This is a genomic window from Streptomyces sp. NPDC051452, assembly GCF_044454765.1.
Taxonomy (GTDB): domain Bacteria; phylum Actinomycetota; class Actinomycetes; order Streptomycetales; family Streptomycetaceae; genus Streptomyces.
Window position 1 is genome coordinate 95,211 of record NZ_JBITEB010000021.1, and the last position, 20,851, is coordinate 116,061.

At 72.8% G+C, this 20,851-nt stretch carries 20 protein-coding genes; 6 read left to right on the forward strand and 14 right to left on the reverse strand.

All coding sequences use genetic code 11. From position 1 onward, the window contains the following. Window positions 1-14: 14 nt before the first annotated feature. Window positions 15-410, forward strand: coding sequence for a helix-turn-helix domain-containing protein (locus tag ACIBA9_RS34325; RefSeq protein WP_362160980.1), 396 nt, complete (start codon window positions 15-17; stop codon window positions 408-410). Here the strand turns inward: ACIBA9_RS34325 and mutM are convergent. The 8 genes from mutM to recG form a co-directional block, all read right to left on the reverse strand. Continuing rightward, on the reverse strand, window positions 383-1,243 hold the full coding sequence (gene mutM, locus ACIBA9_RS34330; protein ID WP_399369225.1) for a bifunctional DNA-formamidopyrimidine glycosylase/DNA-(apurinic or apyrimidinic site) lyase: 861 nt from the start codon (window positions 1,241-1,243) through the stop codon (window positions 383-385). The two genes, ACIBA9_RS34325 and mutM, sit on opposite strands and share 28 nt — an antisense overlap. Before the next feature lie 84 nt (window positions 1,244-1,327). Next, complete coding sequence (rnc, locus tag ACIBA9_RS34335) at window positions 1,328-2,158, reverse strand: ribonuclease III (RefSeq protein WP_362160976.1); 831 nt, start codon at window positions 2,156-2,158, stop codon at window positions 1,328-1,330. Window positions 2,159-2,166: 8 nt separating this feature from the next. Further along, the gene (rpmF, locus tag ACIBA9_RS34340) at window positions 2,167-2,340 is read right to left on the reverse strand and encodes a 50S ribosomal protein L32 (protein WP_003951102.1); all 174 of its coding nucleotides are present in this window, start codon (window positions 2,338-2,340) and stop codon (window positions 2,167-2,169) included. A 2-nt stretch (window positions 2,341-2,342) separates the two neighbouring features. Then, window positions 2,343-2,996 (reverse strand): DUF177 domain-containing protein, encoded by a 654-nt coding sequence (locus ACIBA9_RS34345; RefSeq protein WP_362161179.1) that lies wholly within the window; start codon window positions 2,994-2,996, stop codon window positions 2,343-2,345. Between the two features lie 144 nt (window positions 2,997-3,140). Further along, window positions 3,141-4,238, reverse strand: coding sequence for an ATP synthase F0 subunit B (locus tag ACIBA9_RS34350; protein WP_399369228.1), 1,098 nt, complete (start codon window positions 4,236-4,238; stop codon window positions 3,141-3,143). Between the two features lie 57 nt (window positions 4,239-4,295). After that, window positions 4,296-4,775 carry a pantetheine-phosphate adenylyltransferase gene (coaD, locus tag ACIBA9_RS34355; protein WP_399369269.1) on the reverse strand — a complete coding sequence of 160 codons (480 nt, stop codon included), beginning with the start codon at window positions 4,773-4,775 and terminating at the stop codon, window positions 4,296-4,298. A 26-nt stretch (window positions 4,776-4,801) separates the two neighbouring features. Beyond that, window positions 4,802-5,389 (reverse strand): 16S rRNA (guanine(966)-N(2))-methyltransferase RsmD, encoded by a 588-nt coding sequence (rsmD, locus tag ACIBA9_RS34360; RefSeq protein ID WP_399369230.1) that lies wholly within the window; start codon window positions 5,387-5,389, stop codon window positions 4,802-4,804. Window positions 5,390-5,498: 109 nt separating this feature from the next. Then, window positions 5,499-7,718 (reverse strand): ATP-dependent DNA helicase RecG, encoded by a 2,220-nt coding sequence (recG, locus tag ACIBA9_RS34365; RefSeq protein WP_399369232.1) that lies wholly within the window; start codon window positions 7,716-7,718, stop codon window positions 5,499-5,501. 223 nt (window positions 7,719-7,941) lie between these two features. Between recG and ACIBA9_RS34370 the strand changes: the two genes are divergently transcribed. Together ACIBA9_RS34370 and ACIBA9_RS34375 are read left to right on the forward strand one after the other, a co-directional pair. Continuing rightward, entirely contained in the window at window positions 7,942-9,768 is a 1,827-nt protein-coding gene (locus tag ACIBA9_RS34370; RefSeq protein WP_399369234.1) for an HSP90 family protein, read from the forward strand. Beyond that, the gene (locus tag ACIBA9_RS34375; protein ID WP_399369236.1) at window positions 9,768-12,683 is read left to right on the forward strand and encodes a tetratricopeptide repeat protein; all 2,916 of its coding nucleotides are present in this window, start codon (window positions 9,768-9,770) and stop codon (window positions 12,681-12,683) included. The genes ACIBA9_RS34370 and ACIBA9_RS34375 overlap by 1 nt, the downstream gene beginning before the upstream one ends. Window positions 12,684-12,696: 13 nt before the next feature. Here the strand turns inward: ACIBA9_RS34375 and ACIBA9_RS34380 are convergent, their stop codons facing one another. After that, the gene (locus tag ACIBA9_RS34380) at window positions 12,697-14,388 is read right to left on the reverse strand and encodes a DAK2 domain-containing protein (protein WP_399369238.1); all 1,692 of its coding nucleotides are present in this window, start codon (window positions 14,386-14,388) and stop codon (window positions 12,697-12,699) included. A 258-nt stretch (window positions 14,389-14,646) separates the two neighbouring features. Between ACIBA9_RS34380 and rpmB the strand changes: the two genes are divergently transcribed. Then, window positions 14,647-14,832: a 50S ribosomal protein L28 gene (gene rpmB / locus ACIBA9_RS34385; RefSeq protein ID WP_004924906.1), complete on the forward strand. Its 186-nt coding sequence runs from the start codon at window positions 14,647-14,649 to the stop codon at window positions 14,830-14,832. Between the two features lie 90 nt (window positions 14,833-14,922). On the opposite strand, the gene thiD is transcribed toward rpmB, so the two are convergent. Together thiD and ACIBA9_RS34395 are read right to left on the reverse strand one after the other, a co-directional pair. Further along, window positions 14,923-15,729: a bifunctional hydroxymethylpyrimidine kinase/phosphomethylpyrimidine kinase gene (thiD, locus tag ACIBA9_RS34390; RefSeq protein WP_399369240.1), complete on the reverse strand. Its 807-nt coding sequence runs from the start codon at window positions 15,727-15,729 to the stop codon at window positions 14,923-14,925. Continuing rightward, on the reverse strand, window positions 15,726-16,691 hold the full coding sequence (locus tag ACIBA9_RS34395; protein WP_362160957.1) for a thiamine-phosphate kinase: 966 nt from the start codon (window positions 16,689-16,691) through the stop codon (window positions 15,726-15,728). Before ACIBA9_RS34395 ends, thiD begins: the two co-directional genes overlap by 4 nt. A 253-nt stretch (window positions 16,692-16,944) precedes the next feature. Between ACIBA9_RS34395 and ACIBA9_RS34400 the strand changes: the two genes are divergently transcribed. Beyond that, the gene (locus ACIBA9_RS34400) at window positions 16,945-17,178 is read left to right on the forward strand and encodes an Lrp/AsnC family transcriptional regulator (RefSeq protein WP_399369242.1); all 234 of its coding nucleotides are present in this window, start codon (window positions 16,945-16,947) and stop codon (window positions 17,176-17,178) included. 20 nt (window positions 17,179-17,198) lie between these two features. After that, window positions 17,199-17,717, forward strand: coding sequence for a DUF3515 domain-containing protein (locus ACIBA9_RS34405; RefSeq protein WP_399369244.1), 519 nt, complete (start codon window positions 17,199-17,201; stop codon window positions 17,715-17,717). 13 nt (window positions 17,718-17,730) lie between these two features. Here ACIBA9_RS34405 and ACIBA9_RS34410 read toward each other — a convergent pair whose 3' ends face one another. Genes ACIBA9_RS34410 through ACIBA9_RS34420 form a run of 3 tightly spaced genes read right to left on the reverse strand, consistent with a single transcriptional unit; the run spans window position 17,731 to window position 20,725 of the window. Then, complete coding sequence (locus ACIBA9_RS34410) at window positions 17,731-18,888, reverse strand: D-alanine--D-alanine ligase family protein (RefSeq protein ID WP_399369246.1); 1,158 nt, start codon at window positions 18,886-18,888, stop codon at window positions 17,731-17,733. Between the two features lie 59 nt (window positions 18,889-18,947). After that, complete coding sequence (locus ACIBA9_RS34415) at window positions 18,948-19,958, reverse strand: NAD(P)H-dependent glycerol-3-phosphate dehydrogenase (RefSeq protein ID WP_393899936.1); 1,011 nt, start codon at window positions 19,956-19,958, stop codon at window positions 18,948-18,950. Then, window positions 19,955-20,725 carry a lysophospholipid acyltransferase family protein gene (locus ACIBA9_RS34420; RefSeq protein WP_399369248.1) on the reverse strand — a complete coding sequence of 257 codons (771 nt, stop codon included), beginning with the start codon at window positions 20,723-20,725 and terminating at the stop codon, window positions 19,955-19,957. Before ACIBA9_RS34420 ends, ACIBA9_RS34415 begins: the two co-directional genes overlap by 4 nt. Window positions 20,726-20,851 lie beyond the last annotated feature (126 nt).

Here is a 20,851-nt window from a genome sequence, read left to right on the forward strand (position 1 = left end):
GTACCCTGTCCGGTATGAGCGACAGCAGCCAGGACCTCGACGACCTCGCCTACAACGTCTTCGCCAAGGCCTGCCCCTCGCGCGGCACGCTGGAGCACGTCACCGGGCGCTGGGGCGGACTGACGCTCGGCGCGCTGTACGAGGGTTCGCTGCGCTTCAACGAGCTGCGCCGCCGCGTCGACGGGGTGAGCGAGAAGATGCTGTCGCAGACCCTGCACGCGCTGGAGCGCGACGGGCTGGTGCACCGCGAGGCCCAGCCGACCAACCCGCCCCGCGTGGACTACGAGCTCACCGCGCTGGGCCGCCGGGTCGCCGAGCGGCTGCTGGCGCTCATTCACTGCGTGGAGGGCGCGATGGACGACGTCCTCACCTCCCGCGCGCGTTACGACGAGACGCGCGGGGCCCTCTGACACGTCGGGCAGAAGTAGCTGGAGCGGTTCATCCAGGGCCGGCGGCGCATGGGGGTGCCGCACCGCTTGCAGGGCAGGCCCTCGCGGCCGTACGCGTCGAGGGAGCGGTCGAAGTAGCCCGACTCGCCGTTGACGTTGACGTACAGGCTGTCGAAGCTGGTGCCGCCGACGGCGAGGGCCGCGTTCATCACGTCCCGTACGTGGCCGAGGAGTTCGGCCGTGACCGGGCGGGTGAAGTTCGCCGTCGGGCGTTCGTAGTGGATGCGGGAGCGCCAAAGGGCCTCGTCCGCGTAGATGTTGCCGACCCCGCTGATCAACGACTGGTCGAGCAGGGCCCGTTTGACGGTGGTGCGCTTGCGGCGCAGGGCCTGGTGGAAGCCCTCGTCGTCGAACAGCTCGTCGAGCGGGTCGCGGGCGATGTGCGCGATGACGTCGGGCAGTCCCTCGGGGGTGTTGTCGTGCAGCGACAGCCCGCCGAAGGTGCGCTGGTCCACGAAGCGCAGCTCGGTGCCGAGGGAGTCGGCGAACCGGACGCGGACCCGCAGATGCCTCTCGTCCGGCGTCTCGTGCGGCTGCACCAGCAGCTGGCCGCTCATCCCTAGGTGGGCGAGGACGGACTGGTTGGTCTCCTCCAGCGGCAGCCACAGGTACTTGCCGCGCCGGCTGGGGGTACCGATGTGGTGGCCCCTGAGCCGGTGCGCGAAGTCGTCGGGGCCCGCGAGGTGCCGGCGTACGGCGCGCGGGTGCAGCACCTCGACCTCGGCGACCGTGCGGTGGGCGACCCATCGCTCCAGGCCGCGCCGGACGACCTCTACTTCGGGCAACTCGGGCATCGGGACCCCCGTACGACAGCGGTGGATGAGCCGAGCGCCCGCCCCATCCGAAAACGGCGGGGCGGGCGCTCGGTGCTGCTTTCGTCAGGCGGTGGCGGACGACGGGTCGCCGTCCTTGGCGGCGACTTCCCTCGCCGCCTCGGCTCGCTCGTCCGCGGCGGCCCGGATGGACCGCCAGGCGGATTCCGCTGCCTGCTGCTCCGCCTCCTTCTTGCTGCGGCCGGTGCCGGTGCCGTACGAGACGCCTCCGACGCGGGCGGCAGCAGTGAAGGTCTTCTCGTGATCGGGCCCGGTCTCCGTGACCAGGTACTCGGGCACGCCGAGCCCCTCGATCGCGGTCAGCTCCTGGAGACTGGTCTTCCAGTCCAGGCCTGCTCCGAGGTTGGAGGACTTCTCGATCAGCGGGTCGAAGAGCCGGTGAACCAGCTCGGACGCCGCGTCGAGGCCCTGATCGAGATAGACCGCACCGATCACCGCTTCCAGCGTGTCGGCGAGGATGGACGCCTTGTCCCGGCCGCCCGTGCCCTCTTCACCACGGCCGAGCCGGATGAAGGAGCCCAGGTCGAGGCCACGCCCGACCTCCGCCAGCGCACGCGAGTTGACCACCGCGGCCCGCAACTTGGCCAGCTGGCCTTCGGGCAGGTCGGGGTGGGTGCGATACAGCGTGTCCGTGACGACGAGACCGAGCACGGAGTCCCCGAGGAACTCCAGCCGCTCGTTCGTCGGCAGACCGCCGTTCTCGTATGCGTAGGAACGGTGGGTCAGCGCGCGCACCAGAAGGGCGGACTCGAGCCGATACCCGAGCCGCCCTTCCAGAAGCGTGTGGGACGAGGCCTGATTGTCCAATTTCTTCTTGGCGGGTGCGTCCGCCTTGGCGTCTTCCGCCTTCTTGGGACTGGACACAGTGCCTCTCACCAGCCGGCTCAGACTTCGAGGACCTGGCGCTTGTTGTAGGTGCCGCAAGACGGGCACGCGATGTGCTGCTGCTTGGGCTCGTGGCAGCGCTCGCACGCAACCAGGGTGGGGACCGCAGCCTTCCACTGCGACCGGCGGTGGCGCGTGTTGCTGCGCGACATCTTCCGCTTCGGAACAGCCACGGCTACTTCTCCTGCTTCTCGTCGGCGCGTGCTGACTGAGGCGCGCCGCCGCTCATCTCGTCCTTCTCGCCGTCTTCGAGTGAACCGGCGAGTCCCTGCAATGCCGCCCAACGGATGTCGACGGCGTCGTGGTGGTGGTCCGGGTCGTCCGTGAGCCGCGCTCCGCATTCGGAGCACAGGCCCGCACAGTCTTCCTGGCACACCGGCTGCATCGGCAGTGCGAGCACCACCGCATCGCGCAGCAGAGGTTCGAGGTCGAAAAGTCCGTCCTCGAGGTAGAACCTGTCCTCGTCGTCCTCGGCGTCGTCGCCCGGTTCCGCGGTCACGCGGCCCCGGTCGTCGGCGTCAGGGTACGAGAACAGCTCCTGGAAGTCCGCTTCGAGCTGCTGCTCGACCGGCTCCAGACACCTTACGCACTCCCCCTCGGCCTGTGCACGGGCGGTGCCTGTGACGAGCACCCCTTCCATGACCGACTCGAGCCGGAGGTCGAGCTCGACCGGGGCGCCTGTCGGCACTCCGATCACTCCCGCGATACCGAGGTCCCCAGGAGCGTCGATCGTGCGGGTCAGGCGCTGCTGCGCGCCGGGCCGCCGCCCCAGCTCGTGTGTGTCGAACACGAGGGGGTTGCGGTGGTCGAGGCGCGCGTTGGAGGCCATTCCTGCTTTCGATCTTCGAGTTCGTGTGGGGCGCCGCCCGACGGTGTTCCGGGCAGCGGTGATCGCGGACATACACGCGACCGAAGAGCCAGGATACTGGACCATTCGCTCTGGGCCCAATCCGGTGCGGCTCGCGGTGTGCGGCTACAGCCCCCGGCCCTGTTCGTACGCCCTCAGCTGCTCCGCGCTGATTATGCCGGTGTCGAAGAGACTGGTCTCGTCGAGCGCGTAGCCCTGCTGGGTCTGCTGGGGCTCCTGCTGCTGGGGCTGGTGCGGCTGCTGGGCCTGCTGGCCCTGCTGGGTGTCGTACGCGGCCTGCTGGTCGTAGCCCTGATAGGCGTAGGGGTCGGCCTGCTGGTAGCCGTACGGGTCCTGCTGCTGGGCGTAGTCGGGCTGCTGGGGGAAGCCCGCGTACGGGTCCTGCTGCTGGTAGCCGTAGGCGGGCTGCGGCTCGTACGACGGCTGCTGCTGCGGCGGGGACTGCGCGGGGCGCTGCGGCGGCGCCGGGCGCTCGGCCGGGGCGTCGGCGAGGGCCGCGAGGTCGGCGAGGTAGTCGGCGTCGCTGGAGTGCTGGTAGGTCGTGGTGTCGTCGGCGAGGGCGCCGAGGTCGTCGGTGGCGATCCGGCCGTGCAGCTTCTGCCTGCCTCGGCCGACGGCGTCGAGGGTCTTGGCGAGGACCGCCTCGAAGGCACCGAGCTTGGCGTCGACGTAGGCGTCGGCGTTGTGGCGCAGGGTCTGCGGGTCCTGGCTGCGCTCGGGGGCGTCCTCGTCCTCGTAGCCGTTCTCGTCCGTGCCGGGCCCGGTGCCGAGGAGCTTCTCGCGGCCCCGGCCGACGGAGCCGAGGGTCTTGGTGAGGACGACCTCGAAGTTGGCGAGCTTGGAGTCGACGTAGTCGTCGGCCTCGGCGCGGATCTCCTCGGCCTCCTGGCGGGCCTCGGCGAGGATCCGGTCGCTCTCGGCCTGGGAGCGGCGGACGACCTCGGTGTCGGAGATCAGCGAGCCGCGTTCGGCGTGCGCGCTCTCGATGATCCGCTCGGCCTCCTGCCGGGCCTGCTCGACCATCTGCTCCCGGTCGCCGATCACCTCGCGCGCCTGCGCCAGGGAGCCGGGCAGGGCCTGACGTACCTCTTCCAGCATCGCGAGCAGCTCGGCGCGATTGATCACGCAGGACGCCGACATGGGCATGGCCCGGGCGCCGGCGACCGCGGCGACGATCTCGTCGAGCTTCTTCTGCACGTCCACCTGTGCTCGCCACTTCCTACTGCCGGGTTGGAGACGGACGGGACGACTGTAGCCCCATCAGTCCTTGCGCAGGCGCTTGTTCAGGGCCGCCAGGACCGGCGCGGGCACCAGGTGGGAGATGTCGCCGCCCCAGGCCGCGACCTCCTTCACCAGGGAGGAGGAGAGGAAGCTGTAGGTGGGGTTGGTGGGCACGAACAGCGTCTCGACCCCGGTGAGGCCGATGTTCATCTGGGCCATCTGCAGTTCGTAGTCGAAGTCGCTGACGGCGCGCAGGCCCTTGACGATGGCCGGGATGTCGCGCTGCTTGCAGAAGTCGACGAGCAGGCCGTGGAAGGCCTCCACGCGGACGTTGGCGTACTCGGCGGTGACCTCGCGGATCAGCTCGATCCGCTCGTCGATCTCGAACAGGCCCTTCTTCGACTTGTTGATCATCACCGCGACGTAGACCTCGTCGTACAGACGGGAGGCTCGGGCGATGATGTCGAGATGTCCGTTGGTGATCGGGTCGAACGACCCGGGACAGACGGCGCGGCGCACTTGTGATCCCTCGCTCTCCACTCCGGTCATCGTGCGTCTTCGCACGCAGAGGCGGCGCGACCGTACCAAAACGTTCCCTCGCCGTAGCGACGGGACCGGAGCGCCTCGAAGCCGTCCGGCCAGTGGAACTCACCGCCTCTGGTGCTGCGCTCCACGGTGACGAGGGCTTCCCCGGCGAGCCAGCCCCCCGTGCGGAGTGTGAGCAGGATCTCCCGAAGATCGTCGTCGCCGACGGCGTACGGGGGGTCGAGGAAGACCAGGTCGTACGGCTCGGCGGGGGGTGCGGTCCGGATGACCTGTTCCGCCTTGCCCGTCCGCACCTCGGCGCCGGGCAGGCCCAGGCCGCGCACGTTGTCCCGGACGGTCTTCGCCGCGCGGGTGTCCGCCTCGACCAGGAGGGTGTGGCTCGCGCCCCGGGACAGGGCCTCCAGGCCCACGGCGCCGGAGCCGGCGTAGAGGTCCAGGACGCGCTCTCCGTCCAGCGCGCCGCCGAGGAGGGACTGCCAGGTGGAGAAGAGGGCCTCGCGTGCGCGGTCCGAGGTCGGCCGGGTTCCGGTGCCGGGCGGCACCGAGAGGCGGCGTCCGCCGGCCACGCCGGCGATCACGCGGGTCATGTGGGGTCCTTCTTCCTGGGCGGCTTCACGGTTCATTGTGGCTGGTCGCGCCCGCACGGCGGTAGCCGCATACGGAGGTACGGCCCCCCGCCCCTCGGGCGCTCGCGCCTCAGCCCTTCTCCAGGTACTGCTCCCTGTCCTCGTCCAGCAGGGCGTCCAGGGCCGTGCGCAGGCCGGGCAGACCTGCCAGCTCCGGGTCGGCCGCCACGACCGCCGTCGCCTCCCGTCTCGCCTCCGCGATGACCTCCTCGTCCTCGATGACCTCGAGGACCCGCAGGCTGGAGCGGGCGCCGGACTGGGCCTGGCCGAGGACGTCCCCCTCGCGGCGCTGTTCGAGGTCGATACGGGACAGTTCGAAGCCGTCGAGGGTGGCGGCGACCGCGTTCAGGCGCTGGCGGGCGGCGCTCGCCTCGGGCATCTCGGAGACCAGCAGGCACAGACCGGGGGCCGAGCCGCGGCCGACCCGGCCGCGCAGCTGGTGGAGCTGGGAGACGCCGAAGCGGTCGGCGTCCATGATCACCATGGCGGTGGCGTTGGGGACGTTGACGCCGACCTCGATCACGGTGGTGGCGACCAGGACGTCCGTGTCGCCGGCCGCGAAGCGGCGCATCACGGCGTCCTTGTCGTCCGGGTGCATCCTGCCGTGCAGGACCTCGACCCGCAGGCCCTCGAGGGGGCCCTTGGCCAGCTGGTCGGCCACGTCGAGGACCGCGAGCGGGGGGCGCTTTTCGGCCTCGTCCTCGGCGGACTTCTTCTTGCCGGCCTTCTTCGGGTCGTCCTCCTCGTCGCCGATCCGCGGGCAGACCACGTACGCCTGGTGGCCGTTTTCGACCTCCTCGCGGACCCGCTCCCAGGCGCGGGCGAGGAAGTGGGGCTTGTCGGCGGCGGGGACGACATGGCTGGCGATCGGGGAACGGCCGGCCGGGAGCTGGTCCAGGACGGAGGTCTCCAGGTCGCCGAAGACCGTCATGGCCACCGTGCGGGGGATGGGGGTGGCCGTCATGACGAGGAGGTGCGGGGGCTGTTTGCCCTTGCCGCGCAGGGCGTCGCGCTGTTCGACGCCGAAGCGGTGCTGTTCGTCGACCACGACCAGGCCCAGGTCGTGGAACTGGACCTTGTCCTCGATCAGGGCGTGGGTGCCGATGACGAGGCCGGCCTCGCCGGTGACCAGGTCGAGCAGGGCGTGCCGGCGGGCGGCGGCGCCCATGGAGCCGGTGAGCAGCACCACCTTGGTGGCGTGCTCGGTGCCGCCCAGCATGCCGCCCTCGGCCAGCTCCCCCATCATCTCGGTGATCGAGCGGTGGTGTTGCTGGGCGAGGACCTCGGTGGGCGCGAGCAGCGCGGCCTGACCGCCCGCGTCGACCACGGCGAGCATGGCGCGCAGGGCCACCAACGTCTTGCCGCTGCCGACCTCGCCCTGGAGCAGGCGGTGCATGGGGTGGTCGGTGGCGAGGTCGTCGAAGATCTCCTTCGAGACCTTGCGCTGGCCCTCGGTCAGGGTGAAGGGCAGGCGGTCGTCGAAGGCCGCGAGGACGCCGTCGGGCCGGGGGGCGCGCGGTACGGCCGGGAGCTGGCTGTCGGCGTGGCGGCGGCGGGCCAGGGCGACCTGGAGGACGAAGGCCTCGTCCCATTTGAGGCGGGCGCGGGCGTCGGCGACGTCCGCCTTGGTGTGCGGACGGTGGATCTTGAGCAGGGCCTCGGGCAGCGGGAGCAGGCCCCGGCCTTCGCGCAGGGAGTCCGGCAGCGGGTCCAGGGCCTCCCCGGCGCTGGGCAGCACCGTCTGGACCGCCTTGCCGATCTTCCAGGACTCCAGCTTGGCGGTGGCGGGATAGATCGGGATGAGGGTGCCGGCCCAGGTCTCCACCGCCTCCTCGCTGTCGCCGCGCAGCAACTCGTAGGCGGGATGGGCCAGTTGGAGGCGTCGATTGAAGACGGAGACCTTGCCGGCGAACATCGCGCGCGTGCCCGGCAGCAGCTCCTTGTGGGGCTTGTGCACGCCGTTGCCGAAGAAGACCAGCTGGAGCCGCCCGCTGCCGTCGGTGATGGTGACCTCCAGGCGCTGGCCCTTGCCGCGGGGAGCCTTGGCCGAGGCGAAGGTGTGCAGGCGGGCGTCGGCGACCTGGGCGACCACGGTGACGTGCTCGTCCATGGGGAGGTCGGCGAGGTGGGTGAGCTGGCCGCGCTCCTCGTATCTGCGCGGGTAGTGGTGCAGGAGGTCGCCGGTGGTGCGCAGGCCGAGGTGCTCGGCCATCACCTTGGCGGTGGCGGGGCCGAGCACTGACTTCAGCGGCTGTTTCAGTGGTTCTTCCAGTGCGGGCACGAGATCCATTGCACACCACCGCACTGACAATGCCGTAGACGCTGCCTGCGGTTTCCCCGGACGCGGCCGCGCGCTCTGCGCCCGCGCCGCCGGACGGATCCGGGAAATACCTGGTCAGCCGCGCTGATCCGGCTCTAGGATGGCGCGCTCCTGCCATCCTTTCGCGGTCACCGCTCCAGCCGGGACCGCCCGACCCCGCGCCGTACGCTCCTCCCCCGCCGGCGCAGTGACGATGGACTCCCAGACTCCCCAGTCATCCCCCTCGCCCCATTCGCCTCATACGTTCCAGGTCGACCTGCGCGGTCTGGTGGACCTGCTCTCTCATCACCTCTACTCCAGCCCCCGGGTCTACCTGCGCGAACTGCTGCAGAACGCCGTCGACGCCGTCACCGCCCGGCGGGCCGTGGAACCGGGCGCCCCGGCGCTGGTGCGGCTGCACGCGGCGGACGGCGGGCTGCGGGTGGAGGACAGCGGCGTCGGGCTCACCGAGTCGGACGTGCACCAGCTGCTGGCGACCATCGGCCGCAGCTCCAAGCGGGCGGACGGGCTGCGGGAGGCCCGCTCCGGCTTCCTCGGCCAGTTCGGCATCGGGCTGCTCGCCTGTTTCGTGGTCGCCGAGCGGATCCGCGTGGTCAGCCGCAGCGCCCGTACGCCCGGCGCGCCGCCGGTGGAGTGGACGGCCCGGGACGACGGGTCCTACACCGTGCGCACGCTGCCCGACGGCGAGCGGCCCGAGCCGGGTACGACGGTGTACCTGACCGCGCGGGCGGGGGCGGCCGAGTGGCTGTCACCCGAGCGGGTGCGAGCCCTGGCCCGGGACTTCGGGTCGCTGCTGCCCTACGACGTCCGGGTCGACGAGGAGCCGGTCACCGATCTGCCGGCGCCCTGGGACCGTCCGTATCCCGGCCCCGCCGCCCGTCGCGTGGCGCTGGCCCGGCACTGTCACGAGCTGTTCGGGTTCACCCCGCTGGACTCGATCGGCCTGGACGTGCCGGTGGCCGGGATCCGCGGGGTGGCGTACGTGCTGCCGTCGGCGGTCAGCCCGGCCCAGCGGGCGACGCACCGCGTGCACCTGAAGGGCATGCTGCTCACCGAGCGGGCCGAACAGCTGCTGCCGGACTGGGCGTTCTTCGTGCGCTGCGTGATCGACACCGACAGTCTGCGGCCGACCGCCTCGCGCGAGTCGCTGTACGAGGACGAGACCCTCGCGGCGGTGCGGGAGGCGCTCGGCGAGCGGATCCGGTCCTGGCTGACCGGGCTCGCCGCCGGCGACCCGGAGCGGCTCGCGGCCTTCCTCGCCGTGCACCACCTCGGGGTGAAGTCCCTCGCCCGGCACGACGGCGACATGCTGCGCACGATGCTGCCGTGGCTGCCGTTCGAGACGACCGACGGACAGCTGTCCCTGGAGGAGTTCGCGCGCCGGCACCCGGTGGTGCACTTCACGCGGACCGTCGAGGAGTACCGGCAGGTCGCGCCGATCGCCTCCGCCCAGGGCGTCGGAGTCGTCAACGGCGGCTACACCTACGACGGCGAGCTGATCGAGGCGCTGCCCCGGGTGCGGCCGGGGACGGTGGTCGCCGAGCTGGACGCGGACACCGTGACCGCGCACCTGGACGCGGTGGACCCGGCCGAGGAGCTGGCGCTGTCGGGCTTCCTGGCGGCCGCGCGGGCGAGGCTCGACCCGCTGGGCTGCGACGTCGTACTGCGCGCCTTCCACCCGCTGTCCGTGCCCGCGCTGCACCTGGACGACCGGGCGGCACGGCACGAGCAGGCCCGGGCCGAGGCCGAGGAGCGGGCCGACGACCTGTGGGCGGGCATCCTGGGCTCGCTGCGCGGCAGCGCCCCGCGCGCGCGTCTGGTGCTCAACCACCTCAACCCGCTGATCCGGCGCATCGGTTCGCTGGGTGACCCGGAACTGATCGGCACCGCCACCGAGTCGCTGTACGGGCAGGCGCTGCTCATGGCGCAGCGCCCGCTGCGGCCGGCCGACTCGGCGCTGCTCAACCGGGCGTTCATCGGCCTGCTGGAGTGGGCCACGCATGGGGAGAACGGTCGCTGATGGATGAGATCACGGACCTCGACGCGCTGCGCCGGGCGATGGCGGAGAACGCCGAACAGCCGGAGGGGCCGGCACGCAACGCGCGCGCGGAGGCCCTGCTCGCCGAGGCGGAGCGGCTGGACGTCCCGCTCGCCGTGATCGAGGCGCTCGGACACCAGCTGAAGGTCTACAACTACAGCTCCGAGAAGGACAGGATGTTCGTCCCGTTCGCGCGGCTGCTGCGCCTGTGGGACGAACGGCCCGAGGACTTCGACGCCTACGAGACGCACACGCTGCACTGGGTCTTCAAGTGGATGTCGGCGGGCATGCTCGACCAGCCGCACATTCCGCTCGCCTCGATCGAGAAGTGGCTCGGCGAGATGGAGCACCGCTACCGGCTCGCCGGGCACTCCGAACGGGCCGTGCGCGGCGCGGAGTTCGGTGTGGCCGCGCACATCGGCGACCTGGAGCGGGCCGAGCGCGCCTACGCGGCGTGGCTGGCCGCCGACCGGGACCGGATGGCCGACTGCCACGCCTGCGAACTGCACGGGCAGGGCAGCTGGCAGGTCAGCCGCGGCCGGGACGCGCAGGCACTCGAACTGTGGGCGCCGGTGCTCGACGGCGAGTACAGCTGCGCGCACGAGCCGCACACCGTCCTGGCCTCCTCGCTGCTCCCGCTGCTGCGCCTCGGCCGTCTGGAGGAGGCCCGCGCACACCATCTGCGGGGCTTCAGGCTCGTGCGCCCCATGGAGAGCATGCGCGGCGCCTACGCGGACCACGTGGAGTTCTGCGCGCTGACCGGCAACGAGGCCCGGGGCCTTGAGCTGCTCGCCGAGCGGCCCGCGTACTTCACGGACACCGGGCATCCGCGCAGCCGGCTCGACTTCATGGCGGCCGTGGCGCTGCTGATGGACCGGCTGACCGGGCTGGGGCTCGGCGAGCAGCGGGTTCCGGGGCCCGCGGGGCGGACGTGGACCGCGCGGGAACTCGCCGTCCACGCGCGCGCGGAGGCGACGGAACTGGCCGGGCGGTTCGACCGCCGCAACGGCACCTCGTACGTCGGCGACCGGGTGCGGGCGCGCATGGCGCGCGGCCCGCTGGTGGAGCGGCTGCCGCTGGGCGTGCGCACCGCGCGTGCCGTACCGGCGGCGGCCGCTCCCGTGGCGCCGCGGGAGCCTGCCGGGCCGGACCCGGCGGCCCTGCTCGCCGAGGCGAGACGGCTGTCGGAAACCCTGCGGCCGCACGCCCTGGAGGCCTGGGCGGCGGTCGCCCGGGCGGCGCGGGAGGCCGACCTCGGGCCCCGCGACCGCGCGGAGATCGCCGACCACGAGGCGATGGCCCGCGGCCCCGAGGGTGTCGCGCTGTTCGAGCGGGCGGCCGCCCTGTACGCCGAGGCGGGCGACCCCGGCGAGGCCCTGGCGGCACGCGCGCGCGGGGCGTACGTCCACGCCCTGCACGGCGAGGTGGACGCGGCCCTCGCCACGGTGGCGGGCCTGTACGACGAGGTGCTCGCGCTCTACGCCGACGAGGCCACCGGGGTCCGGCAGACGGCCGCGGTGGTGATGAGCCGGGCCCGGATCCTGATGCGGCGGGTGCACGAGGGCTCCGCCCCGGCGGCCCCGGCGGCCCTCGCGGCGGCCGAGCGGGCGGTCCGCGAGGTGCTGGCGCTGGTCGAGGGGCGGGCCGGGGACGAGGTGCGGCTGGCGGCACGGGCGGCCGAGGCGCGGGCGATGCTCGCCGAGCTGGCCGCGCACGCCGGCGACGCCGGGCGGGCCGCGGAGCTGTTCCGCCGGGCCGCCGCCGAGTACGTGGCGGCGGGCGTGCCGTGGTTCGCGGTCGAGTACGAGGTGCAGGTCGCCGCGCTGGCCCACCAGGCCGGTGACCTGGCGGGGGCCGAACGGGCCCTGCGCGCGGCCGTGGAACACGGCGGCGGGTACGTGGAGCCGGTCGGGCGGGCGCAGCTGCACCTTCAGCTGGCCGAGGTGATCGGCGCCCGGGGCGAGGCCGCGGAGGCGGCGGAGCACGCGCTGGAGGCCGCGCACTGGGCCGACGAGGCCGGGGAGAGCGGCACGCTGGGCGCCTGGGCGCGGCAGCAGCTGGGCGGCTTCCTCCTGCGTCAGGGGCGGTTCGCCGAGGCCGCCGAGGTGCTGGAGTCGGCGCTGGCGGACCTGGCCGCCGGGACGCACGGCGAGGAGGCGGTGGTGCAGGCCCACTGGTGGCTCGGGGACTGCCTGGGCGAGCTGGGCGAGCACCGGGCGGCCGCCGAGCACCGGCTGCGGGCCGCCGACATCGCCCGGGGCTGGCCCGAGCAGCAGGACCACGCCACACTCGCCCACCTCGCCGCCGAGTCCCTGAGCAGCGCCGGGCTGACGGACGAGGCGGACCGGGCCTACGCGCGGGCGGGCGAGCTGTGGCGGGCGCTGGGCAACCCGCACTTCGTGGTGCGCTCGCTGCGTGCCCGGGGCTGGCTGGCGCTGCGCGGGGAGTCCGGCGCGGAGGGCGCGCGGGAGCTGATGACGGACGCGGTGCGCGCCTGCGAGGACGCGCTGGAGGCCGCGGCCGACCCGATGGCCCGGGAGCAGCTCACGTCCGAACTGGCCGACACGCACCGCCAGTTCGGCGATCTGCTGGCCCGCTCGGCGGCCGAGGAGGCCGAGGACGACGTGATCCGGGGCGCGTTCGAGGCGGCGCTGGTCCAGATGGACCGGGCGGCCGCGCTGTTCGGCACCCTCGGCGCCGACGGGCTGCACGGCCGTACCGGTGCCGAACTCGCCGCGGGATGGCTGGAGGCCGATCTCGGACGGCCCGCCGAGGCGACCGCACGCGCACAGGGTGTACTCGCGGCCTACCCGGCCACCGGGACCGACGACGAGACCGCCCAGGCCCGCCGCGCGGAAGCCGGACAACTCCTCCAGGCCACCCTCCCGGGGGCCTGAGCCCTCACTCCACTCACTCCACGCCGATGAGGAGCAGGGCGCCCTGGTGGCCGCCGGGGTAGGTCACCGTGTCGACGGCGAGGTAGGACTCGCGGACGCGTGCTTCCAGGTGGTCGGCGACGGCCCGGGCCTCGTCGCCGACGACCAGGGTGACCAGTTCGCCACCGGCCCGGAGCATGCGGTCCAGGACGGTCTCGGCGGTGGCGGTGACGTCCGGGCCGATGACCGCCACGTCGCCGTCGATCAGGCCCAGGACGTCACCGGCCTGGCAGATGCCGGCCGTCGTCCAGGACTGGCGTTCGGCGACGACGACCTCGGCGTACCGGGTGGCGCCCGCCGCCGAGGTCATCTGGACGACGTCCTCGTCGAACCGGCGCTCCGGGGCGTGCACCGCCAGCGCGGCGATGCCCTGGACCGCCGAGCGGGTGGGGATCAGGGCGACCCGGATGCCCTCGGTGCGGGCCTGCTCGGCAGCGGCGGCGGCCGTGTGGCGCAGCTCGGCGTCGTTGGGCAGCAGCACGACCTCGCGCGCGTGGGCGCGCCGGACGGCCTGCACCAGCTCCCCGCTGGCGGGCGGCTCCCCGGGGCGCGCGAGGACGGTGGTCGCGCCGGCCTCGGCGTACAGGGCCGCCAGGCCCTCGCCCGGGACGACGGCGACGACGGCCCGCTGGGCGCGCTCGCGCGGTGGCCGTTCGCCGCCGGTGTGGACGTCGCCGAGTCCGAAGTGCGTGATCCGGATCCGGTAGGGCCGCCCGGCCTCCACGCCCGCCTCGACGGCGGCGCCCGCGTCGTCGACGTGCACGTGGACGTTCCACAGCCCGTCGCCGCCGACCACCACGAGGGAGTCGCCGAGGGCGTCGAGCCGGGTGCGCAGCCGGGCCACGGCCGTGTCGTCGGCCTCCAGGAGGTAGATCACCTCGAAGGCGGGGCCGCCCGACCCCGCGCCGTCGGCGCACTCCGCGGCAGCGGCGGCGGCCTCGTGCGCGTGCGCGGCGGACGACGCGGCGAAGGCGGGGTCCGCGGCGGCCGGGACCTCTTGCGCGCAGTCCTCTCCCGTGCACGCCTCCACCAGCGCCCCCAGCACCGCCACCAGGCCCCGTCCGCCCGCGTCGACCACCCCGGCCCGGCCGAGCACGGCCAGCTGGCCGGGGGTCGCCGCCAGAGCCGTACGCGCGGCCTCGTAGGCGGCCCGCGCGACGGTCCCGCAGTCGCCCTCGGCCTCCTCGGCGGCGTCCGCCGCGGCGGACGCGACCGTCAGGACGGTGCCCTCGACGGGGTGGGCCACGGCCTGCCGGGCGGAGTCGGCGGCCCGCCGCAGGGCGAGCCGCAGTCCGGTGCCGTCGAGGTGGGGCCGCCCGGGGCCGGGGTCGCCGGCGAGCACCTCGGCCATGCCGCGCAGCAGCTGGGCCAGGATCGTCCCGGAGTTGCCCCGGGCCCCGATCAGCGCCCCGTGGGCCAGGGCGCGCGCCGTGTCCGCGAGGGACGGCTCCCCGGAGCCCGTCTCGTACCCGGCGAACACCGCCTCCACGGCCGTCGCCGCCGACTCCAGGGTCAGATAGAGGTTGGTCCCGGTGTCGCCGTCGGCCACCGGGTAGACGTTGATCGCGTCGATCTCCTCGCGGGCCCGCCCCAGTGCGCGCAGCGCCAGAGAGCACCAGGTGCGCACCGCGAGAGCATCGAGGAATGTCTGCGGCACCTGCGCCACCTGCGCCTCCCTGAGCCGGCCGGACGTGGGAGGCAGCGTAGACCCCGAGCCGGTGCGGACCGGAAGAGGGCGGGGAGTGGGGCCTGAGCTGCCATGGTAGTTTCGTTGTACGGACGCAGTCGTTGTATGCTGCTCCGGTTGCCCGATCTGATCGGGCCATTCCCCCTGGCAACGCCACTCAAGATCTCAGGTCCTAGGACCTTGATCCCGGCATGCCGGGTTCAACCGTAAGTGCATCTGAAGTCTTTGGAGTGACCCGTGGCTGCCAACTGCGACGTCTGTGGCAAGGGGCCGGGCTTCGGCAACAACATCTCGCACTCGCACCGCCGTACGCCCCGTCGCTGGAACCCGAACATCCAGCGCGTGCGTACCGTGGTCGGCGGGACGCCGAAGCGCGTGAACGCTTGCACCTCGTGCATCAAGGCCGGCAAGGTCTCGCGCTGACGCTACAGCTGAGCGCGCGGCCACTGCCTGGTTCGCTGCACTGAGCCGGTCCACCCTCGGGTGGGCCGGCTTTTTGCCGTACCCGCGTGCTCACTCGGGGGACCGGAACCGCCAGCCGTGATCCACCGGGCCGATGCCCTCGCCGAGCGCGAACCCGGCCGCGATCGCCCCGGTGACGTACTCCTTGGCCCGGGTGACCGCCTCCGGCACGGACAGGCCCGTCGCCAGCCCCGAGGCGATCGCGGAGGCCAGTGTGCAGCCGGTGCCGTGCGTGTGCCGGTTGTCGTGGCGCGGCGCCCGCAGCCAGTGCCGTGCGCGGCCGTCCGTGAGCAGGTCCACGGCGTCCCCGGACAGATGGCCGCCCTTGATCAGCACCCAGCGCGGCCCGTACTCCAGCACGGCCGCGGCGGCGCGGGGCAGATCGTCCGCGGACTCCACCCGCACCCCGGTGAGTTGGATCACCTCGTCCAGGTTGGGCGTCGCCACGGTCGCCACCGGCAGCAGCCTGGTGCGGACCGAGTCCAGCGCGGAGGCCGCGAGCAGCGAGTCGCCGTGCTTGGAGACGCCCACCGGGTCGACCACGGCCGGCGCGTCCGTGCCGGAGATCAACTCGGCGACCGCCTCGACCAGTTCCGCCGAGGCCAGCATGCCGGTCTTCACCGCCTGTACGCCGATGTCGTCCACGACGCTGCGGTACTGGGCGCGCACCGCCTCCACGGGCAGCTCCCAGGCGCCCTGGACGCCCAGGGAGTTCTGCGCGGTCACCGCGGTGATCACGCTCATCCCGTGCACGCCGAGCGCCAGCATCGTCTTCAGGTCGGCCTGGACGCCCGCGCCGCCGCCGGAGTCCGAGCCCGCGACGGTGAGTACACGCGGCGGCACCCCGCGCACGCTCATGACTCGATGTCCCCGAAGTGGTCCCAGCCGCCCTTGCTGGTCCAGGGCGCTCCGTCCACCGTCACCTGGGGCAGCGCCGAGGGGTTGAGGACCTCGCCGATGACCTTCCAGCGGGCCGGCAGCTTGGTGTCCGGCGGGAAGGTCGCCACGATCGCGTGGTCCTCTCCCCCGGTCAGCACCCACTGCAACGGGTCCACGCCGACGGCCTGCCCGATGTCGTTCATCTGCGTCGGGACGTCGATCGCGCCGGAACGGATGTCGATGCGGACCTTGCTGGCCTCGGCGATGTGCCCGAGGTCGGCGATCAGGCCATCGCTCACGTCGCACATGGCGGTGGCGCCGAGCCCGGCGGCGGCCGGACCCGCGTGGTAGGGCGGCTCGGGGCGCCGGTGGGCCTCGACGAAGGCGCGCGGCGAGCGGAAACCGCGGGAGAGCACCGCGAAGCCGGCCGCGGACCAGCCCAGCCAGCCCGTGACGGCCACCACGTCGCCGGGCTGGGCCCCGGCCCGGGTCACCGGCTCCTGGTTGCGCAGATCGCCGAGCGCGGTGATCGACACCATGATCGTGTCGCCGCGTACGACGTCGCCGCCGACCACGGAGGCGCCCGCGACCTGGCATTCGTCGCGCAGGCCGTCCATCAGCTCGCTGGGCCAGGTCACCGGGAGTTCGGCCGGGACGACCAGGCCGAGCAGCAGCGCGGTCGGTACGGCGCCCATGGCGGCGATGTCCGCGAGGTTCTGCGCGGCCGCCTTGCGGCCGACGTCGTAGGCCGTGGACCAGTCGCGGCGGAAGTGCCGCCCCTCCAGCAGGATGTCGGTACTCGCCACCACCCGGCGGTCGGGCGCGGCGACCACCGCGGCGTCGTCGCCGGGACCGACCCGGACCGCCGAAGTGGTGGTGAGGCGGGAGGTGAGCTCCCTGATGAGCCCGAACTCCCCGAGCTCACCAACAGTGCCCTTCATTTCCCTTGCTGCCCTTCTCTGCGTTGCCGTGCCCGTCGCGCGTCTCCCCGTCGCCGTGCCCGGTCGCGCTTCATCAGTGTCCCCGATACGGTCGATGTGACCGTCGCCGCGGTCGAGACGACCGTCAACCTCCGTCGTGCCGGCACCCTGGCGCGCAAGCCCGGTCCCCGCAGGTCTCCCCGTGGACAGCGGCGACGCGATACCGTGGCGTTCCCTTTCCCCACATGATCCTCGTGGCCGCCCTGGAGGTTCCGTGGTACAGGCGTACATCCTGATCCAGACAGAGGTCGGCAAGGCGTCGACCGTCGCGGAGACGATCGGCAAGCTTCCCGGAGTGATGCAGGCCGAGGACGTGACGGGTCCGTACGACGTCATCGTGCGCGCCCAGGCGGACACGGTCGACGACCTCGGTCGCATGGTCGTCGCCAAGGTCCAGCAGGTGGACGGCATCACCCGCACCCTGACCTGTCCGGTCGTGCATCTGTAGCCCCCGTCTACGCTTGGCCGGTGAACTTCTTCCGTCACCGGTCCCTCGGCCTGCTCGCGCCCGCGCTGCTGATCGCGGTCGCGGGCTGCTCCACGGCAGACGACAACGCCGCGGTGGCGGTTCCCAGCCCCGACGCGAAGACGGCGAAGGTGTGCCGGGAGCTGCACCGGGTGCTGCCGTCCAAGCTCGACGGACACGGCCGCAACGACCCCGAACCCCGGTCCGCCTACACGGCGGGCTGGGGAAACGCGGCGATCATACTGCGCTGCGGTGTCACACGGCCGCCGAAGATGATCGATCCCAAGGTGGCCGAGGGAGCGGACCCGGACGCCATCGCGGGCGGGGTCGACGGCGTCGACTGGCTGATGGAGAAGCAGGGCGACGGCAGCTGGCGGTTCACCACCGCCAACCGCACGGCGTATGTGCAGGTGAGCCTGGCGAAGGGGATGTCCGCGCAGGAGGAGGGCAGCACCGTGCTCACGGATCTCGCGGCCTCGGTCAGGAAGGCGATCCCCAAGGGGATCGCCTCCATGCGGTGAACGCCGGGTCCGGTCAGCGCAACCCGGTCGGGCGGCGCAGCGCCGCCTGCACCAGCCGGTCGATCAGCTCCGGGTAGCCAACACCGGTGGCCTGCCACATCTGCGGGTACATCGAGATCGGCGTGAAGCCGGGCATGGTGTTGATCTCGTTGATCACGAACTCGCCGTCCTCGTCGAGGAAGAAGTCGGCGCGCACCAGCCCCTCGCAGGAGGCCGCCTCGAACGCCTCGACCGCGAGCCGCCGCACCTCGGCGGTCTGCTCCTCGGTGAGCGGCGCCGGGACGATGCCGGGCGTGGAGTCGATGTACTTGGCCTCGAAGTCGTAGTACGCGTGCGCGTCCGGCGGCGGGATCTCGGCCGGGACGGAGGCGCGCGGGCCGTCCTCGAACTCCAGGACGCCGCACTCGATCTCGCGGCCCCGGATCGCCGCCTCGACGAGGATCTTCGGGTCGTGCGACCGGGCCTCGGCGATCGCCTCGTCCAGGCCGGAGAGGTCGTCGACCTTGGTGATGCCGATGGAGGAGCCCGCGCGCGCGGGCTTCACGAACAGCGGCCAGCCGTGGTCGCCGGCGAAGTCGACGATCTTCCTGCGAGCGGCGGCCTCGTCCCGGTCCCACTCACGGGGGCGGATCACCACGTAGGGGCCGACCTTGAGCCCGAAGGAGGTGAACACCCGCTTCATGTACTCCTTGTCCTGGCCGACGGCCGAGGCGAGCACACCGGCGCCCACGTAGGGCACGCCGGACAGCTCCAGGAGGCCCTGCAGGGTGCCGTCCTCGCCGTAGGGGCCGTGCAGCACCGGGAAGACCACGTCGACCTCGCCCAGCGCCTTGGGCACGGAGCCGGGCTCGCTGTAGACGACCTCGCGGTTGCCGGGGTCGACGGGGAGCACCACACCGCCCTCGACCGACTCGGCCAGCTCCGCGACCTCGGGGGTGCGGCGGTCGGTGATGGCCATGCGCTCCGGCTCGTCGGCCGTAAGCACCCAGCGGCCTTCCCGGGTGATGCCGATCGGCAGGACGTCGTACCTGGTCCGGTCGATGGCGCCCAGGACGGCGCCGGCGGTGACCGCGGAGATCCCGTGTTCGGAACTGCGTCCGCCGAACACGACGGCCACGCGCGGCTTGCGCCGCGGCTGCTCAGGGCTCTGGGGGAGGTTCTCGGTGCTCATATCGCGATGAGAGTACCCGGTGGTAGGGCCCCGAGACAGCGTTGACGCCGGGGGGTCGCTCAGCGTCGTTCGGGCTTCGCGCTGCGCGACATCAGCTCCTTGAGCGCGACCACGGGCGGCTTGCCCTCGTGCACGATGTCGACGACCGTCTCGGTGATCGGCATCTCCACGCCGTGCCGGCGGGCCAGATCCGCCACCGACTCGCAGGACTTGACGCCCTCGGCGGTCTGCCGGGTGACCGCGATGGTCTCCTGGAGGGTCATGCCCTTGCCGAGGTTGGTGCCGAAGGTGTGGTTGCGCGACAGCGGCGAGGAGCAGGTGGCCACCAGGTCGCCCAGGCCCGCCAGTCCGGAGAAGGTCAGCGGGTCGGCGCCGAGCGCCAGGCCGAGCCGCGCGGTCTCGGCGAGCCCCCGGGTGATGAGGGAACCCTTGGCGTTGTCCCCGAGCCCCATGCCGTCCGCGATGCCCACGGCCAGCCCGATGACGTTCTTGACGGCACCGCCCAGCTCGCAACCGACCACGTCGGTCTCCGTGTACGGGCGGAAGTACGGGGTGTGGCAGGCGGCCTGGAGCCGCTGGGCGACCCTCTCGTCGGCGCAGGCGACGACGGCCGCGGCGGGCATCCGGGCGGCGACCTCGCGGGCGAGGTTGGGCCCGGTGACGACCGCGACGCGGTCGGCGCCGACCTTGGCCACGTCCTCGATGACCTCGCTCATCCGCATGGTGGAGCCGAGTTCGACGCCCTTCATCAGGGAGACGAGGACGGTGCCGGGGGCGAGCAGCGGAGTCCAGTCGGCGAGGTTGGCGCGCAGGGTCTGGGAGGGGATCGTCAGGACGGTGAAGTCCGCGTCCCGCAGGGCCTCGGCGGCGTCCGAGGTGGCCCGCAGGTTCCTCGGGAGTTCGACGCCGGGCAGGTAGTCGGGGTTGGTCCGCGTGGAGTTGACCGCCTCGGCCAGCTCGGGCCGGCGGGCCCACAGGGTCACCTCGCAGCCCGCGTCGGCGAGGACCATGCCGAAGGCGGTGCCCCATGAGCCGGTGCCCATGACGGCCGCCCGGACAGGCTTGCTCACGTGCCGGTCTCCTGTTCCTTGCCGGTCCGCGCCTGCGCCTGGGTGCGGCGCCGCTGCTCGATGCGCTCGCGGCGCGGATCGTAGGGCCTCTCGGGCGCCTTCTCGCCCCGAATCTGCTCCAGCTGGCGGGTGATGGCCGCCATGATGACCTCGGTCGCCTCCTTCAGCAGGTCCGGGGTCATCTCCTTGCCGTAGAAGCGCGAGAGGTCCACCGGCGGGCCCGCCAGCACGTGGTGGGTCTTGCGCGGGAGGATGCTGGGCTTCCTGGCGTACGGCGGCAGCAGTTCGTTGGCGCCCCACTGGGCGACCGGCACGACCGGGCAACGGGTCTCCAGGGCCACGCGCGCGGCGCCGGTCTTGCCGGTCATGGGCCAGCCGTCCGGGTCGCGGGTGAGGGTGCCCTCGGGGTAGAAGGCGACGCACTCGCCCCGGTTCACGGCGTCGATCGCGGCCCGGAAGGCGCTGAGCGCGTCCGTGCTCTCGCGGTAGACGGGGATCTGTCCGGTACCGCGCATGGCGGCTCCGACGAAGCCCTTCTTGAAAAGGCCGCTCTTCGCCAGGAATCTCGGAACCCGGCCCGTGTTGTACTGATAGTGCGCGTATGCGAAGGGGTCCACGTGTGAATTGTGGTTCACCACCGTGATAAAGCCGCCCTCGGCCGGAATGTGCTCCATTCCACGCCAGTCCCGCTTGATCAGAACCACCAGCGGCGGTTTGCAGAGCACCGCGGCGAAGCGGTACCAGAAGCCGATTCTGCGGCGGGGCACAAGGACACCTTCCTCTAGGGCTGCCACCTTCGGCGGGGGGCCGCACAAGTGTGGCCCCGGGGCGCCGGTCTGTCGAGAACACCGTACGCCCGCCGTTCCCCGGCCATCGCCCCCGCTCGGCGCTGC